Here is a 14,222-nt window from a genome sequence, read left to right on the forward strand (position 1 = left end):
GCTTTAGCCTAGCCCAATGAGTTTCATGAGCCAGCGCCGATACGGCGGATAGAGCATGTGACTAGGTGTGCGTTTAGCTTGATAAAATACGCCGCGTAAATGACTAAAGCGCTCAAAGCCGTGACGGCCATGATAAGCACCCATACCGCTTTCGCCTACGCCGCCAAACGGCAGGGAAGGCACCGCGTGATGAAGGAGCGTTGCGTTAAACACCAGAGCACCGGAATGAGTGGTGCGCAATAGCTGCTGTTGCAAGCCCTTATCGTGTGTGAATGCATACAGCGCCAGCGGGTGTGGGCGAGCATTCACGTAGCTTACTGCCGCGGCCATATCGCTAACGCCAATGATGGGTAGGCAGCGGCCAAAAATTTCTTCGCGCATGACCTGCAGTTCTTGGTGAGGATCAATAATCAGTGCAGGTGCATGGGCGCCATGATCAATGATCCTACAGCCGTGGTCGCGGGCTTCTTGCAGCATATGGTCGAGGCGGTCTTGGTGAGTCGTATTGATCGCATGCGTGACGGCATGATCATTAGGGCGCTGCTGCACAATCGCATTGCTTAACGCCGTCACCAAGGCGCTAAGGTGGCGGCTTTCAACCAGCACGTAATCAGGGGCGATACAGGTTTGCCCAGCATTCATACCTTTGCCGAAGATAATCGCGGCGGCGGCTTGGTCCAGATCCACATCGCTGGCCACCATTGCTGGCGATTTACCGCCTAGCTCCAGCGTCGTTGGAGTTAAATTTCGCGCGGCCGCTTGGGCTACCTGGCGCCCAACGGCGCCGGAGCCGGTAAACACCAGGTGGTCAAACGGCAGTTCGCTAAAGCGACGCGCCATCTCGACGCCGCCTTCTACCACGCACAGCTCTTCGGGTGTGAAGTATTGCGGGACTAAGCGCTTGAGCAGAGCGCTGGTGTTGGCAGTGTGCTCGCTGGGCTTGAGCATGGCGACGTTGCCAGCGGCAAACGCATCCACGATGGGCATTAACGCTAAGCTCCAAGGATAGTTCCAGGGCGACATCACGCCAATCACGCCCAGCGGCTGAGGCGCAATGCGTGCGCGAGCGGGTAGCAGTCGCAATGGCATGCTTGCCATGCCTGGCCGCATCCAGCGCCATAAGTGGCGCCTGGCATAGCGAATCGCATGCAGCACCGCGCTGATTTCAGCTATACGTATTTCAACGTCACTGCGTTGGCCGAAATCCGTTTGAATTGCTCGTATAATGTCTAGCTGATGGTGCTTAGTCATACGGGCTAAGCGCGCTAGCCGGTCACGCCGAATCTTTAGAATCGGGTAGGGCTGTTGGTCCGCAGCTTGGCGCTGCGTTTGAAAATCTCCCGTTAGATCGCGCGTCATGGCCCCTCCTTGTGCGCCGTTTTCGGCGTAGGGTGATTAAACCGTTCATATAAAGCGTCTATCTAAACAGTTAGTGTAAAGTGGCACAGGCAAGGGCTTGCAGAGTGGACTGTGCGCTAGCCCTGTGCGCTCTGTAAGCCCTGCACTCACCGGAGATGCTATGTCGTCACGTCCACTTTCGCTCACCATTCTACCCACTATGGCGGCCGTAACGGCAAGCCAATGGGATTCACTGGTAGACGACGACCAGCCATTTTTACGCCACGCTTTTTTGCATGCTTTAGAGGCCAGTGGCTCCGTCAGCATGGCGACTGGTTGGGAGCCTTGCCATCTGAGTGTCTGGCAAGATGAGCAGCTAGTTGCGGCGATGCCGATGTACCGTAAACATCATTCCTACGGTGAGTATGTATTTGATTGGGGCTGGGCGGAAGCCTTAGAGCGTGCCGGTGGCCGCTACTATCCTAAAGCACTCAGTGCCGTGCCGTTCACGCCAGTGCCGGGAGTGCGCACGCTGATCGCAAAGCGGGCCGATACCGGGGCCGTGCGTGATTGTTTGGCGCAGGCGTGGCGGGAGCAGTGCGAGAGTCAGGCGCTTTCCAGCTGGCATTTGTTATTCGCCAACGAGGCTGACGTCGCTGCCTGGCAGGCGCAGTGTCCTGATCTCATCACCCGTGAAGGCGTGCAGTTTCAGTGGCGTGACCGCGGTTTTGGTGACTTTGATGGCTTTCTTGCGACGCTAACCTCTAAGCGTCGCAAGATGATCAAGCGTGAGCGCCGCCTGGTCGCAGACCAGGGCTTAAGCGTGTTACGGCTAGAGGGTGATGCCATTACGTCAGCGGCGATGGCGCATTTCTTTCGCTGCTATACGATGACCTACCATGAGCGTGGACGCGCGCCGTATCTCAACCATGATTTTTTTGAGCGCCTGCGCCAAAGCATGCCGGAGGCGTTGGTATTGGTTCAAGCGCACAGTGAGGGGCGCCCGGTCGCAGCGGCGCTCTATTTTCGTGGCACCGATTCGCTTTACGGGCGCTACTGGGGAAGCGAAGTCGTCGCTGACTGCCTGCATTTTGAAGCCTGTTATTACCAGGGCATCGAGTACTGTTTGCAGCATGGCCTGACGCTGTTTGATCCCGGTACGCAGGGTGAGCACAAATTGGTGCGCGGCTTTACACCGCAGCGAGTGCGCTCACTGCATTACATCAGCCACCCTGGGCTTGCCGCCGGCGTTGGGCAGTTTTGCCACGAAGAGAGTGAGCACGTGCGAGCCTATCGCGCGTCGGCGCATGATGCGCTTCCCTTTAAATAAACGGCGGCTCGCTGGTGTTGCGCCTTAATGGCATAATGCGTTTTTAAATTTAGCGGACCTACAGGAGAGAGCAGCGATGCGTAAATGGCTAGTGATGGCGCTGCTCGCGGTGGTCGCACTGCTTCAGTATGAGCTATGGTTGGGCAACGGCGGCTGGCGAGATTTGCAGAATGTAGAGCACCGAGTCGCGGTTCAGGAAGCGAACAATCTGCCTATGCGTGAGCGCAACGCGCGGCTTGCGGCTGAGGTGATGGATTTGAAAACCGGTCTGGATGCGATCGAAGAGCGGGCGCGCAGCGATATGGGAATGGTGCGTACCGACGAGCAGTTTTTCTGGGTGCCCGGTGTGGCGATCAAAAATGAGCTGATCGGCATTAATGCTGGCTTAATCGCTCCGCAAGAGCCGCCGCCGTGAGTCAGACGTGGCTGATAGTGCCTGCCGCGGGTCAGGGTCGCCGCATGGGCGCCAGTAAACCCAAGCAGTATTTAACCCTGTCCGGCCAGCCGATACTGGCTCATACGTTAAAGCGCCTACATGGCGCGTTTCCAAGCGCTCGGCTGGTGCTGTGCCTGGATAATGACGACCATTGGTTTGCCCCTGACTGGGTGCCGTTTGCCCATTGGCAGCGGGTGTCGGGTGGCAGTGAGCGGATGGACAGCGTACTGAATGCGCTGCATGCCATGGAAGCTCAGGATGACGATATCGTGATGGTGCACGACGTGGCGCGGCCCTGCATCACGCACGGTGACTTACTGGCACTTTATCGTGCCGCGGCCAATCACCCCGGCGGTGCGCTGCTAGCAATGCCCGTTGCCGACACTATGAAGCGTGGTAATGATCAAGGCCTGAGCGTGCGCACGGAGTCTCGCGATGGGCTGTGGCATGCGCTAACGCCTCAAGGGTTTCGCTATGCCTTGCTGCGTCGTGCCTTGGAAACGGCTCGCCGCCAGAACACGGTAGTGACCGATGAAGCCTCGGCGGTTGAAGCGCTGGGTGAAAGCCCTCAATTAGTCAGCGGCCGGCGTGATAATTTGAAAATAACGCATCCAGATGATTTAGCCCTGGCTACCGCGATTATTGCGTCCCAGGCGCTTGTCTCCCAAATCGATGAAACGTCAGAAAGGTGCCTGTAATGCGTATTGGCCATGGATTTGATGTACACCGCTTCGGCCCCGGCGACCACCTAATGATAGGCGGCGTCAAACTGCCGTTTGAGCAGGGTTTTGTTGCCCACTCAGATGGCGACGTGCTGCTGCACGCCATTAGCGATGCACTTCTAGGCGCGTGCGCACTGGGTGATATTGGTCGCCACTTTCCAGATACCGACCCCGCCTGGGCGGGGGCTGATAGTCGTGACTTGCTGCGTCATGTGGTGAGCCTTGTGAGAGGGCAGGGCTATGACGTGGTTAACCTTGATGCCACGCTGATGGCGCAGGCGCCCAAAATGGCGCCGCATATCGAAGCAATGCGCGCCGTTATCGCTAACGATATTAATATTGCGCTTGGCCAGGTTAACGTTAAAGCCACCACCACCGAACGGCTGGGTTTTACCGGGCGCGGCGAAGGCATCGCTGCGGAAGCCGTGGTGCTGCTAAACCGAATAGAGACGCTTAATGATTAATATGCCGACATGGCAGCGCTATCTTGATGCTCAGTTCGGCCCTCCACAGCCAGGTCAGTACCGCGCTCAGCCAGAAGATTTCTGGGTGGATGAGCAGCTTGATTTTATTCCAGAAGCCCATGGCGAGCATCTGTGGCTGAGAGTAGAAAAGCGTAATCAAACGACATTAGACGTCGTCAATACGCTGAGTCGGCTGTGCGGCGTTACGCCCCGCGATATTGGTTATTCCGGTATGAAAGACCGCATCGCCGTGACGCGCCAGTGGCTAAGCGTGCATCTGCCGGGTCGCGATGCGCCGGCGGATCTGGAGCAATCGCTTAAATCGCTGGGCGTTACGGTCGTCGAGCAGGTGCGCCATCCGCGTAAACTCAAACGTGGCGTTCACCGCACCAATAGATTCGTGCTGCGGATCAGCGGTGAGGCGATTCATCAAGAGGGCTTTATCCGTCGCTGGGAAACGCTTTGCCAGCATGGCGTGCCTAACTATTTTGGCCCCCAGCGCTTTGGCCCCGATGGGCGCAACCTTCAGCGCGCCGAAGCGTTACTTAATCGAGGTTGGCGAAAGCGCGACGACCGGCAGGGTATGATGCTGTCTACCGCGCGCAGCTTCTTATTTAATGAGCTGCTCAGCGAACGCTTGGCGGATGGCACCTGGTGTCAGCCCCTTGCAGGCGACACCCTGATGCTGGACGGTACGCAAAGCGTGTTTAACATTGAGCAAGCCGATGACACGTTGAGTGCCCGTGCTGCCGCGTTAGATATTCATCCCACTGGGATTTTGTGGGGCGTTGGCGAGCCGAGTCAGGGCGAGATCGCCGGCTACGAGTCACGGCTGTTGCAACAATATGCGGCGCTGTGTGAAGGGTTGGAGCGCAGTGGCGTAAAGCAAGCTCGCCGTGCGCTGCGTATGCGTTTATTAGAGCCGCAGCTTACGTGGGAAGCCGAAGCCGTTCGGCTTTCCTTTGCCTTGCCGCGGGGTAGTTTTGCTACTGCCGTCCTGAGTGAACTGATCGCGGTCAGCTGACGGCGATGACTGAACGGCGGCCATTGCCGGTATATCGAGGAGAGCTACAATGCGGCGACTGCTGCTTTCAAATGATGACGGTGTCCATGCCCCCGGTCTGCGTGCGTTGTATGATGCGCTGTTGGCTCACGCTAATATTCGCGTCGTGGCACCTGATCGCGACCGAAGTGGCGCTAGTAATTCGCTTACGCTGTCGCGGCCGCTCTCATTGACGGCGCTGGATAATGGCTTTTATAGCGTCGATGGCACCCCCGCAGACTGTGTTTATTTAGGTGTTCACGGCGTATGGGAGCAAAAGCCTGATTTAGTGATTGCAGGGATTAATCACGGTAGTAATCTTGGCGACGACGTGCTTTATTCAGGAACGGTCGCGGCCGCCATGGAAGGGCGTAACTTGGGTATGACGGCGTTTGCGATATCGCTATGCGGCGAACGCCATTTCGCCACGGCCGCAAGAGTCGCCTCCACGCTGATAGGCGCGGCGGAGCAGCTTTCGCTGCCACCCCGTACGCTGCTCAACGTTAATGTGCCCGACATACCCTGGGAAGATATTAAAGGCGTGAAGGTGACGCGCCTTGGGTATCGCGGGCCGGCAGATAAGCCGTTAGAAGTAAAGGATCCGCGTGGGCGGACGCGTTACTGGATCGCACCCGTGGCGGCGAATGCGGATGACGGTGAAGATACCGACTTTGCTGCAATCGAGGCGGGCTATGTGTCGATTACGCCGCTGCAAACCGATCTTACGCGTCATCCTGCGTTAAACGATGTTCAAAATTGGTTGAATGTTTTTGCCTAACTTATTGCCCGATGAGCTGCGCGGTCGTGGAATGACTTCTCAGCGCACGCGTGACCGCATGGTTGAGCGCCTCATGCAGCAGGGGATCAATGATGCCCGGGTGCTGGATGTGATGGCGAATGAACCGCGTCATTTGTTTGTTGATGAGGCGCTGGCTCACCGCGCTTATGAAGACACTGCCCTGCCTATTGGCTACGGGCAAACGTTGTCGCAGCCATGGATTGTGGCGCGCATGACGGAGCTTGTGCTGCGTACAGCACCGCGCCGCGTATTGGAACTGGGCACTGGCTCTGGCTACCAAACATTAATCTTATCGCGCTTAGTGGAGCAGCTGTATTCCATCGAGCGGATTAATGCACTGCATGAACGTGCCGTGGAGCGTTTGCGTCGGCTAGCAGCACCGGCAATATTAGCGGTTGCCGACGGTGGTTACGGCTGGCCTGAGGTTGCGCCATTTGACGTTATTTTGCTCACCGCCTGCGCGCAAACGTTGCCCGCTTCATTGTTAGAACAGTTGACTCACGACGGCGTACTGATTGCGCCGTTGGAAGAACCCGATGGCAGCCAGTGGCTTACCCAGGTAAAGCGAATTGGTGGTGCCTTTGAAAAACGTCGGCTTGAACCCGTTCGTTTTGTACCTTTACTGCAAGGAGTAGTGGATTGAAGCGGCGACCCTTGGGGATATTTTTGCGTGGTGCTGGAATGGGCGCCGCCGACGCGGTTCCCGGCGTATCGGGAGGCACGATTGCCTTTATTAGCGGAATTTATGAAGAGCTGATTGAAACGATTAAGCGGTTTAGCCCAAGCGCTATCGGCGTGTGGCGGCGAGGGGGCTGGCGAGCCCTAAGTGTGCATTTGAATCTGGCCTTTCTAGTGCCACTCTTGGCCGGCGTTGGGATCAGCCTGTTTAGCGTCGCACATTTAGCGCTATGGTTGATGGAAGCGCACCCACTGCTATTAGACGGCTTCTTTTTTGGCTTAGTGGCGGCATCGGCGTTAGTGGTGGGGCAAGCGAGCCGTGGCTGGAAGCTATGGTACGTATTGCCACTATTGGTTGGCCTATTGTTGGCCCAGGCCTTGCCAGGCATGATGCCGCTGGTCTTGCTTATTGGCAATGAGGCAGTGGTAGTAATGGTCGCAGGCTGCATCGCCATCAGCGCTATGCTGTTGCCGGGCGTGTCAGGTAGCTTTCTATTGCTGACAATGGGACTCTACGGCACCATCATGGGGGCGATACGTAGCCTGGATCTCGGTATTATTGTGCTGTTTGGAATGGGATGTGTGGTCGGGCTGGCGCTTTTTTCGCGGCTGTTATCATGGCTTCTGCGGCGCCATCACACCTCAACCATGCAGCTGCTACTGGGCTTTATAGTCGGCTCGTTACCGGTGCTTTGGCCATGGCGCGAACTGCTGCGCTATCAAATAGGTCCTGAAGGACAAATGATCCCTCTTGAACACCGCTATTTATTACCCGCTGACTATGCCGTATTGACCGGTGCTTCGGCACAAGTAGTTGGCGTTGTCGCGTTAATGGCTTTTGGTGCACTGATCGTGGTGTTACTCAACCGACATGCAGACCGCCAGCCAATCGATAACAAGCCTGGCGCTGAAAAGGAGTAAGACCTACATGCGTAAAGATTATATACATAAAGTGCTTATGCTATCGGCGCTGACCCTGGCCATTGCCGGTTGCGCTAGCCAGCAGGGTGGTTCGCCTCAAGTGCGTGATTTGAGCGACGCGCGTAATGCAGTAGAAAGTTCGCCTCAATACACGGTGAAGGCGGGCGATACGCTGTACGGCATTGCATGGCAACATAATTTAGACTATCGCCAGCTGGCGGCGATGAATAATATCGCCGCGCCCTACCAAATTCGCCCAGGGCAAACAATTGCTCTGCGTGAAGGGGCTGCTCAGTCAGCATCCGTGGCCAGCAGCCAGCCAGCGGCGACGTCCTCAAGTGGCGGCGGTGCTGTCGCGACCGGCTTGAGCCCACAGACTGCCTCCGTCGCTCGCGATGACCAGGAGCTAGATTGGCTGCTGCCCGATGAGTCTGCGATTCAGCGCAATCAGCGACTGACCGCTGAGCGCAATGCCGTAGACGCGGCAGAGCAAGTCGCTGAAGGATCGACAGGCACCTCGCCAGCAGTTGCCTCTACACCTGAACCGGAAGTCGTCGCCGCTGTTGCTGTTGCTGAGCCGGAGCCATCACCTGCACCCGCTGAACAGCCGGCACCTCAACCTGAGGCTAAGCCAGAGCCCAAGCCAGAGCCCAAGCCAGAAGCTGCGCCGGCCACGCAAGCCGCGAGTGTCGATCGTTCCTCACGGACCTATACGCCTGCCGAAAACATAGCATGGCAATGGCCCACGAATGGCAATGTGGTAGGAGAGTTTGGGCAGGGCGATAGCATCACCGCCGGGATTGATATCCGAGGCGAAAAGGGGCAACCTGTCAAAGCAGCGGGTCCCGGCATTGTGGTCTATGCGGGCAGTGGCGTCAGGGGCTACGGTAACCTCATTCTTCTCAAGCATAACGATCAGTTCCTAAGCGCCTATGCGCATAACGATAGTCTACGCGTCAGCGAAAACGACGTCGTGGAAGCCGGTGAGGTGATCGCCGCCATGGGGGATAGCGACGCCGAAAATGTCAGGCTGCATTTCGAAGTGCGCCGTGACGGGCAACCGCAAAATCCTTTGGACTTTTTACCTTCTCGCTAACCCTCTCGCGGGCAACGTGAGACACAAGTGTTTTGCTTGAAAGTTACCCGAATGACTGTATTCGAGCGTCATATAACAATTGTCACATAACAATATAGTGAGCGCATTCGTGCGTTCACCTTTGGTCTTCTAAATGGCGGGTAGGCGACATCAGGGGGTAGGGCCATGAGTGTGTTGGAGAAAGATCTACAGGAGGTTGACCTGGATGCTGCGGAAGAAGCGCTTGACGATACCGATAATGAGATTGCGGTAGAAGAAGATGCTTTTGAAAAAGCGCTAGGGCGTGAGGATCGTCAATCGACCCAAAGCTTGGATGCTACGCAAATCTATCTCAACGAAATCGGTTTTTCGCCATTATTGACGCCTGAAGAAGAAGTTTATTATGGCCGCTTAGCGCGTAAGGATGACCCGATGGGGCGCTCACGAATGATTGAGTCCAATCTGCGGCTGGTGGTCAAAATCGCACGTCGCTATCTCAATCGTGGCCTAACGTTGCTGGATCTGATTGAAGAGGGCAACTTAGGCCTGATTCGCGCGGTAGAAAAGTTTGACCCTGAGCGCGGCTTTCGGTTTTCGACCTATGCCACCTGGTGGATTCGTCAAACCATCGAGCGTGCGCTGATGAACCAGACGCGCACGATTCGCTTGCCGATTCATGTCGTCAAAGAACTGAATATTTACCTGCGGGCGGCGCGTGAGTTAACGCAGAAATTTGACCATGAAGCCACTGCGGAAGAAATCGCCGACCATCTTGATAAGCCTGTCGAGGCGGTGAAGAAAATGCTCGGCCTCAATGAGCGCGTGTCATCGGTTGATTACCCAATGGGCGGTGAAAGCGATAAACCTCTTATTGATACGTTGGCCGATGATGAGGTGCAAGGGCCGGAAGCCTGCCTAGTTGACGGCGATGTTAAAGAGCATGTCGATCTTTGGCTGGATGAGCTTAGCGAAAAGCAGCGTGAAGTGGTCGTGCGTCGCTTTGGGCTGCGTGGTCATGAGTCGGCAACCCTTGAAGAGGTGGGGGCTGAAATTGGCCTAACCCGCGAACGCGTGCGCCAGATTCAAGTGGAGGCGCTCAAGAAGCTGCGCCGTTCGCTAGAAAAACAAGGTCTTTCTCTGGAAGCTCTGTTCGAGACTTAAGCCGGCTAACCACAGACTAATAATGTTATTTCGCTAAGCCGGGCAAGTGCCATTAGGTGCTTGCTCGGCTTTTTAGTGCTGAATTTTTTACAATGAAGTCACGTCAGAGAGAAAACACATGCGCCCACTCGTCGCTGAGATTGATCTGGATGCATTACGCCATAACTATCAGCTGGCATGTCGCTGTGCGCCTCACAGTCGCTCAGTGGCAGTTATTAAAGCCGATGCCTACGGTCATGGCGCATTAGAGTGCGCCCGTGCACTGGAGAGCCTTGCTCCTGCATTTGCGGTCGCCTGCATCGAAGAAGCCTTGACGCTGCGCGAAGGCGGTATTACGCAGCCGATCGTGCTACTTGAAGGAATATTCACTGCTAATGAGCTGGCCCTGGTGGACGCTCATGGCTTTTGGGTTGCTGTTCACAGTCAATGGCAGGTCGATGCGCTGCTAGCGGCTCGCCCCGATCAGCCGATTCCTGTGTGGTTGAAAGTTGACTCAGGTATGCACCGTTTGGGCTTTGCGCCGCATGAAGCCGAGAATATTTGGCGTCAACTTAAGGCCGCACCTAGCGTAGCGGCGCTGCATTTGATGAGCCATTTCGCCAGCGCGGATGCCCTCGATAATCGCTGCTTCAACCAGCAGATGGAGCAGATACAGGCGCTAGCCAGTGCGCTGGATGCGCCACTGTGTTTAGCCAACTCACCGGCCACGTTGGCCTGGCCGGTTGCGCATGGTGACTGGAACCGGCCTGGCGTGATGCTTTACGGCAGCGATCCCTTAGAAGTCGCCAATGAGGTCACCCAGCAGCTGCAGCCGGTAATGACCCTGCGTTCAAAAATCATTGCCCTGCGGGAGCTTGAAGAGGGTGAGCCGGTAGGCTATGGCGGTAGATGGCGGGCGCAGCGGCGCTCGCGAATTGCCGTTGTCGCCTGCGGCTATGGCGATGGCTACGACCGCCATGCGGTAGACGGTACGCCGGTGTTGGTGAACGGTCAGCGCTGCCCCATTGCCGGAAAAGTCTCTATGGATATGCTCACCGTTGATGTCACCGACGTTCCGGATGCGGCGATTGGCAGTGACGTGGTGCTGTGGGGCCGCGCCCAAAATGGTGAAGTGCTGCGGGTTGATGAAGTTGCCCGCTACTGCGATACGATTAGCTATACGTTGCTAACGGGCGTGCTGCCCCGAGCGCCGCGACGTTATCATGAGTGCTCTGTTTAAACGGTTATTTCTATGTCCCAAACACGTTATCCGCGCTCTTTCGCGCACCCCTATTACTGGCCCACCTGGTTGGCCATTGGCGCTATGTACTTTGTCTCCTGGCTTCCATGGCGGCTAAAAATGGCGATTGGCAAAGCGCTTGGGCTTATCGTATGGCGCGTTGCTAAGCGGCGAAGACATATTACCCGTACCAATATCAAACTGTGTTTTCCTGAAAAAAGTGCTGACGAGCAGCACCAGCTGGTTAAAGACACGTTTATCGCGAACGGTGTGGGTCTGATTGAAACGGCGACCGGCTGGTGTCGCGATGCAGAAGGCTTGCGGCACCGTGTGGCCTATATCGGCCAAGAGAATCTTGCGCGCGCTCAATCTCAAGGGAAAGGGGTGCTGGTCATCGGTATTCATTTCTCGACGCTGGATTTAGGCGGTGCGCTGCACTCGCTATTTTTCCCCGCTGACGTGGTGTATCGCCCGCATAACAATCCGCTTTTTGAGCGGTTTATGACGCGTGCTCGCTCGCGTATTTTTGGCCAGGCGATTGATCGTCATGACCTGCGAGGCGTGGTAAGGCGTATTAGGGCCGGGCACACTGTATGGTATTCGCCGGACCAAGATTTTGGCCGTGATGTCAGCGTATTTGCGCCATTATTTGGGCAGCAGGCATCGACCATTCGTCTTACTGCAAAAATTGCGCGCATGACCGGTGCGCCCGTGGTACCGCTGATGTTTCACCGTAATCCGGATAACCGGACCTACACTATTGAGTGCCTGCCCGCCTTTGATGGTTTTCCAAGCGGCGATGAGCAAGTAGATGCAGCAAGGGTTAATCAGTTTATCGAGCTTGCTATCCGCAAGCATCCGGAGCAGTACCTTTGGTTGCATCGGCGGTTTAAGACGCGCCCTGAGGGCGAGCCCAGCCTTTACTAATCAGCAAGTCACGCGAAAAAAGCCGGCGAAAGCCGGCTTTTGACGTTTGGTCGCCGCGTTTAATCCAGATTGCGGGAGTAAAAGATTTCCAGCATTTCTTTACGCAGGCGGCTCTCAATATCACGCGCTTCTTCAAACGTGATATCACGGCGCGAGGTGCCGAACAGGTAATTGTCCAGCTCAAAGTCTTTGAGCAGCATTTTGGTATGGAACATATTTTCTTGATACACATTAACGTCCATCATCTGATACGCATGCTTCGTGTCTTCAGCAAGGTAGTCTTGAATGGAAGTAATCGCATGATCAATAAACAATTTTTTGCCATCTACGTCGCGCGTAAAGCCACGTACACGGTAGTCCATAGTAACAATATCTGAATCAAAGCTATGGATTAGGTAGTTAAGCGCCTTTAGCGGGCTGATATGGCCACAGGTGGAAACATCGATATCTAGGCGAAAGGTGCTGATGCCGTTATCAGGATGCGACTCAGGGTAGCTGTGAACCGTGACGTGGCTCTTGTCCAGATGGCCGACCACTGTTTCTGGCAGCGGGCCAGGGCCGGGCTTGATCTGATCCGGAGCGGCTTCGTCTAGCTCATGCTCGGCAATCAGAATCGTCACGCTAGCGCCGTGAGGCTCATAGTCTTGGCGGGCAATATTCAGCACGTGAGCGCCGATAATATTGGTGACATCCTTGAGAATCTGCGTCAAACGTTCAGCGTTATAGAGCTCATCGATATAGTCGATGTAGGCTTCTCGCTGCTCTTCAGTTTTGGCATAGCAGATGTCATAAATGTTGAAGCTCAGCGAACTGGTCAGGTTGTTAAACCCGTGGAGTCGGAGACTGTCGGTCATGCCCGAACCTCCTCAATAATCTCAAAAGAGTGAGTGATGTCGACGCCGCCATTGCTCAACATGATCGACGCGCTGCAGTATTTTTCAGCGGAGAGCCCAACAGCACGCTCAACTTGTTTCTCTTTCAGGCCGCGCCCGGTCACCACAAAATGCACGTGGATCTTGGTAAATACGGCGGGCACGTCATCCGCGCGTTCAGCGTCAAGTTCCGCTACGCAGTCAGTGACATCAGCACGTGCCTTATCAAGAATATTAAGCACATCAAAGGCAGTGCAACTGCCCATGCCCATTAGCAACATTTCCATGGGGCGAGGGCCGGTGTCGCGGCCGCCGTGATCCGGCGGGCCGTCGATCACAACGCTATGGCCACTGCCGGATTCCGCCACAAATTGTCGCCCGTCGGTCCATTTTACCCGTGCTTTCACGTGGCTCTCCTCATCTAGGCGCGAAAGGTAAGTCGCGCAGCATAACATTTCTTGGCCTGCGCGCCTCTCTTCACCGTTTCTCTGAATTATTGCCTTCGCGATAGCCGTTTAACGATAGTCGCTTCACGACGTTGGGATATGGCGGCTAGCAGCGTGTAATTGATTTTCCAGCGCTGCAAGTCGCTCCGGTGTTCCTACATCGACCCAATGGCCTGTGTAATGCTCACCGCTCACGCGCCCGCCATTGATAGCGTCTTTAAGCAGCGGGGCTAAAGCAAAGGCGCCCGGTACGTGCCCGGCCAGCAGCGCTGGATGAATCACGCTAATGCCGGCGAAGGTTAAGCGCGGGTGGCTGGTTTGATTGACGCGCCCGGCCAAAATCCCAAAATCCCCATCAATGTGATGAGTAGGATTGTCCACGAGCACTAGGTGCGCCAAGTCGTTGCCCTTTAGCGCTTGCGGGCGAGGAAGTGCTTCACACCATACGTCGCCATTGACCAGCAGAAAAGGCGCCTCGCCAAGCAGCGGCAGGGCCTGCTGGATACCGCCACCGGTTTCTAAGGGCGACGTTTCGCGGCTCCAATGAATGCGCAGTCCATAAGAGTCACCGTCGCCCAGTGCCGCAATGATTTGCTCGGCACGATAGCTCACATTGATAACAACGTCTTGAATGCCAGCGCTACGAAGACGCTCAAGATGATAAGCAATCAGCGGTTTGCCTGCGATCGGCAGCAGCGGCTTGGGGCAGTGATCGGTCAGTGGGCGCATGCGCTTACCGAGCCCTGCGGCTAAAATCATTGCTTTCATGCGGCTATTTTCATCTGTATTTGC

The 14,222-nt window shown here is 55.9% G+C and carries 16 protein-coding genes; 12 read left to right on the plus strand and 4 right to left on the minus strand.

The features are described from left to right. Positions 1–3: 3 nt before the first annotated feature. Positions 4–1,359, minus strand: coding sequence for an aldehyde dehydrogenase family protein (locus CIK78_RS06835; protein WP_096278471.1), 1,356 nt, complete (start codon positions 1,357–1,359; stop codon positions 4–6). Positions 1,360–1,519: 160 nt separating this feature from the next. Here CIK78_RS06835 and CIK78_RS06840 point away from each other — a divergent pair, with 160 nt between their 5' ends. The 12 genes from CIK78_RS06840 to lpxL all read left to right on the plus strand — a co-directional run bounded on the left by CIK78_RS06840 (position 1,520) and on the right by lpxL (position 12,112). After that, positions 1,520–2,668 (plus strand): GNAT family N-acetyltransferase, encoded by a 1,149-nt coding sequence (locus CIK78_RS06840; protein WP_096278473.1) that lies wholly within the window; start codon positions 1,520–1,522, stop codon positions 2,666–2,668. A gap of 76 nt (positions 2,669–2,744) precedes the next feature. Then, positions 2,745–3,083 carry a cell division protein FtsB gene (ftsB, locus tag CIK78_RS06845; protein WP_096278475.1) on the plus strand — a complete coding sequence of 113 codons (339 nt, stop codon included), beginning with the start codon at positions 2,745–2,747 and terminating at the stop codon, positions 3,081–3,083. After that, positions 3,080–3,802, plus strand: a complete 723-nt coding sequence (gene ispD / locus CIK78_RS06850; RefSeq protein WP_096278477.1) for a 2-C-methyl-D-erythritol 4-phosphate cytidylyltransferase — start codon at positions 3,080–3,082, stop codon at positions 3,800–3,802. The genes ftsB and ispD overlap by 4 nt, the downstream gene beginning before the upstream one ends. Next, on the plus strand, positions 3,802–4,290 hold the full coding sequence (ispF, locus tag CIK78_RS06855; RefSeq protein ID WP_096278479.1) for a 2-C-methyl-D-erythritol 2,4-cyclodiphosphate synthase: 489 nt from the start codon (positions 3,802–3,804) through the stop codon (positions 4,288–4,290). The genes ispD and ispF overlap by 1 nt, the downstream gene beginning before the upstream one ends. Next, entirely contained in the window at positions 4,283–5,314 is a 1,032-nt protein-coding gene (locus tag CIK78_RS06860; protein WP_096278481.1) for a tRNA pseudouridine(13) synthase TruD, read from the plus strand. The genes ispF and CIK78_RS06860 overlap by 8 nt, the downstream gene beginning before the upstream one ends. 49 nt (positions 5,315–5,363) lie before the next feature. Then, positions 5,364–6,110: a 5'/3'-nucleotidase SurE gene (surE, locus tag CIK78_RS06865; protein WP_096278483.1), complete on the plus strand. Its 747-nt coding sequence runs from the start codon at positions 5,364–5,366 to the stop codon at positions 6,108–6,110. Further along, positions 6,097–6,774 carry a protein-L-isoaspartate(D-aspartate) O-methyltransferase gene (locus CIK78_RS06870; protein ID WP_096278485.1) on the plus strand — a complete coding sequence of 226 codons (678 nt, stop codon included), beginning with the start codon at positions 6,097–6,099 and terminating at the stop codon, positions 6,772–6,774. Before surE ends, CIK78_RS06870 begins: the two co-directional genes overlap by 14 nt. Then, complete coding sequence (locus tag CIK78_RS06875; protein ID WP_096278487.1) at positions 6,771–7,730, plus strand: DUF368 domain-containing protein; 960 nt, start codon at positions 6,771–6,773, stop codon at positions 7,728–7,730. Before CIK78_RS06870 ends, CIK78_RS06875 begins: the two co-directional genes overlap by 4 nt. Before the next feature lie 7 nt (positions 7,731–7,737). After that, positions 7,738–8,826, plus strand: coding sequence for a peptidoglycan DD-metalloendopeptidase family protein (locus CIK78_RS06880; RefSeq protein WP_096278489.1), 1,089 nt, complete (start codon positions 7,738–7,740; stop codon positions 8,824–8,826). Between the two features lie 165 nt (positions 8,827–8,991). Further along, positions 8,992–9,966, plus strand: coding sequence for an RNA polymerase sigma factor RpoS (gene rpoS / locus CIK78_RS06885; RefSeq protein ID WP_096278491.1), 975 nt, complete (start codon positions 8,992–8,994; stop codon positions 9,964–9,966). A 118-nt stretch (positions 9,967–10,084) separates the two neighbouring features. Beyond that, positions 10,085–11,185, plus strand: coding sequence for an alanine racemase (gene alr / locus CIK78_RS06890; RefSeq protein WP_096278493.1), 1,101 nt, complete (start codon positions 10,085–10,087; stop codon positions 11,183–11,185). Positions 11,186–11,197: 12 nt separating this feature from the next. Continuing rightward, on the plus strand, positions 11,198–12,112 hold the full coding sequence (lpxL, locus tag CIK78_RS06895; RefSeq protein ID WP_096278495.1) for an LpxL/LpxP family Kdo(2)-lipid IV(A) lauroyl/palmitoleoyl acyltransferase: 915 nt from the start codon (positions 11,198–11,200) through the stop codon (positions 12,110–12,112). Positions 12,113–12,171: 59 nt separating this feature from the next. Here lpxL and speD read toward each other — a convergent pair whose 3' ends face one another. The 3 genes from speD to murU all read right to left on the minus strand — a co-directional run bounded on the left by speD (position 12,172) and on the right by murU (position 14,198). Further along, complete coding sequence (gene speD / locus CIK78_RS06900) at positions 12,172–12,966, minus strand: adenosylmethionine decarboxylase (protein ID WP_096278497.1); 795 nt, start codon at positions 12,964–12,966, stop codon at positions 12,172–12,174. Beyond that, positions 12,963–13,391, minus strand: a complete 429-nt coding sequence (locus CIK78_RS06905) for an OsmC family protein (RefSeq protein WP_096278500.1) — start codon at positions 13,389–13,391, stop codon at positions 12,963–12,965. The genes speD and CIK78_RS06905 overlap by 4 nt, the downstream gene beginning before the upstream one ends. A 123-nt stretch (positions 13,392–13,514) precedes the next feature. Continuing rightward, positions 13,515–14,198, minus strand: a complete 684-nt coding sequence (gene murU, locus CIK78_RS06910; RefSeq protein WP_096282302.1) for an N-acetylmuramate alpha-1-phosphate uridylyltransferase MurU — start codon at positions 14,196–14,198, stop codon at positions 13,515–13,517. Positions 14,199–14,222 lie beyond the last annotated feature (24 nt).

This window comes from Halomonas sp. JB37 (assembly GCF_002332255.1).
GTDB classification, from domain to species: Bacteria; Pseudomonadota; Gammaproteobacteria; order Pseudomonadales; family Halomonadaceae; genus Vreelandella; species Vreelandella casei.

Bases quoted from the DNA above. Each gene is read 5' to 3' on its own strand.
- CIK78_RS06880 (WP_096278489.1), top strand. From the start codon at position 7,738: ATGCGTAAAGATTATATACATAAAGTGCTTATGCTATCGGCGCTGACC.
- CIK78_RS06840 (WP_096278473.1), top strand. From the start codon at position 1,520: ATGTCGTCACGTCCACTTTCGCTCACCATTCTACCCACTATGGCGGCC.
- ftsB (WP_096278475.1), top strand. From the start codon at position 2,745: ATGCGTAAATGGCTAGTGATGGCGCTGCTCGCGGTGGTCGCACTGCTT.
- murU (WP_096282302.1), bottom strand. From the start codon at position 14,198: ATGAAAGCAATGATTTTAGCCGCAGGGCTCGGTAAGCGCATGCGCCCA.
- CIK78_RS06870 (WP_096278485.1), top strand. From the start codon at position 6,097: ATGTTTTTGCCTAACTTATTGCCCGATGAGCTGCGCGGTCGTGGAATG.
- lpxL (WP_096278495.1), top strand. From the start codon at position 11,198: ATGTCCCAAACACGTTATCCGCGCTCTTTCGCGCACCCCTATTACTGG.
- surE (WP_096278483.1), top strand. From the start codon at position 5,364: ATGCGGCGACTGCTGCTTTCAAATGATGACGGTGTCCATGCCCCCGGT.
- ispF (WP_096278479.1), top strand. From the start codon at position 3,802: ATGCGTATTGGCCATGGATTTGATGTACACCGCTTCGGCCCCGGCGAC.
- speD (WP_096278497.1), bottom strand. From the start codon at position 12,966: ATGACCGACAGTCTCCGACTCCACGGGTTTAACAACCTGACCAGTTCG.
- alr (WP_096278493.1), top strand. From the start codon at position 10,085: ATGCGCCCACTCGTCGCTGAGATTGATCTGGATGCATTACGCCATAAC.
- rpoS (WP_096278491.1), top strand. From the start codon at position 8,992: ATGAGTGTGTTGGAGAAAGATCTACAGGAGGTTGACCTGGATGCTGCG.
- CIK78_RS06860 (WP_096278481.1), top strand. From the start codon at position 4,283: ATGATTAATATGCCGACATGGCAGCGCTATCTTGATGCTCAGTTCGGC.
- CIK78_RS06835 (WP_096278471.1), bottom strand. From the start codon at position 1,359: ATGACGCGCGATCTAACGGGAGATTTTCAAACGCAGCGCCAAGCTGCG.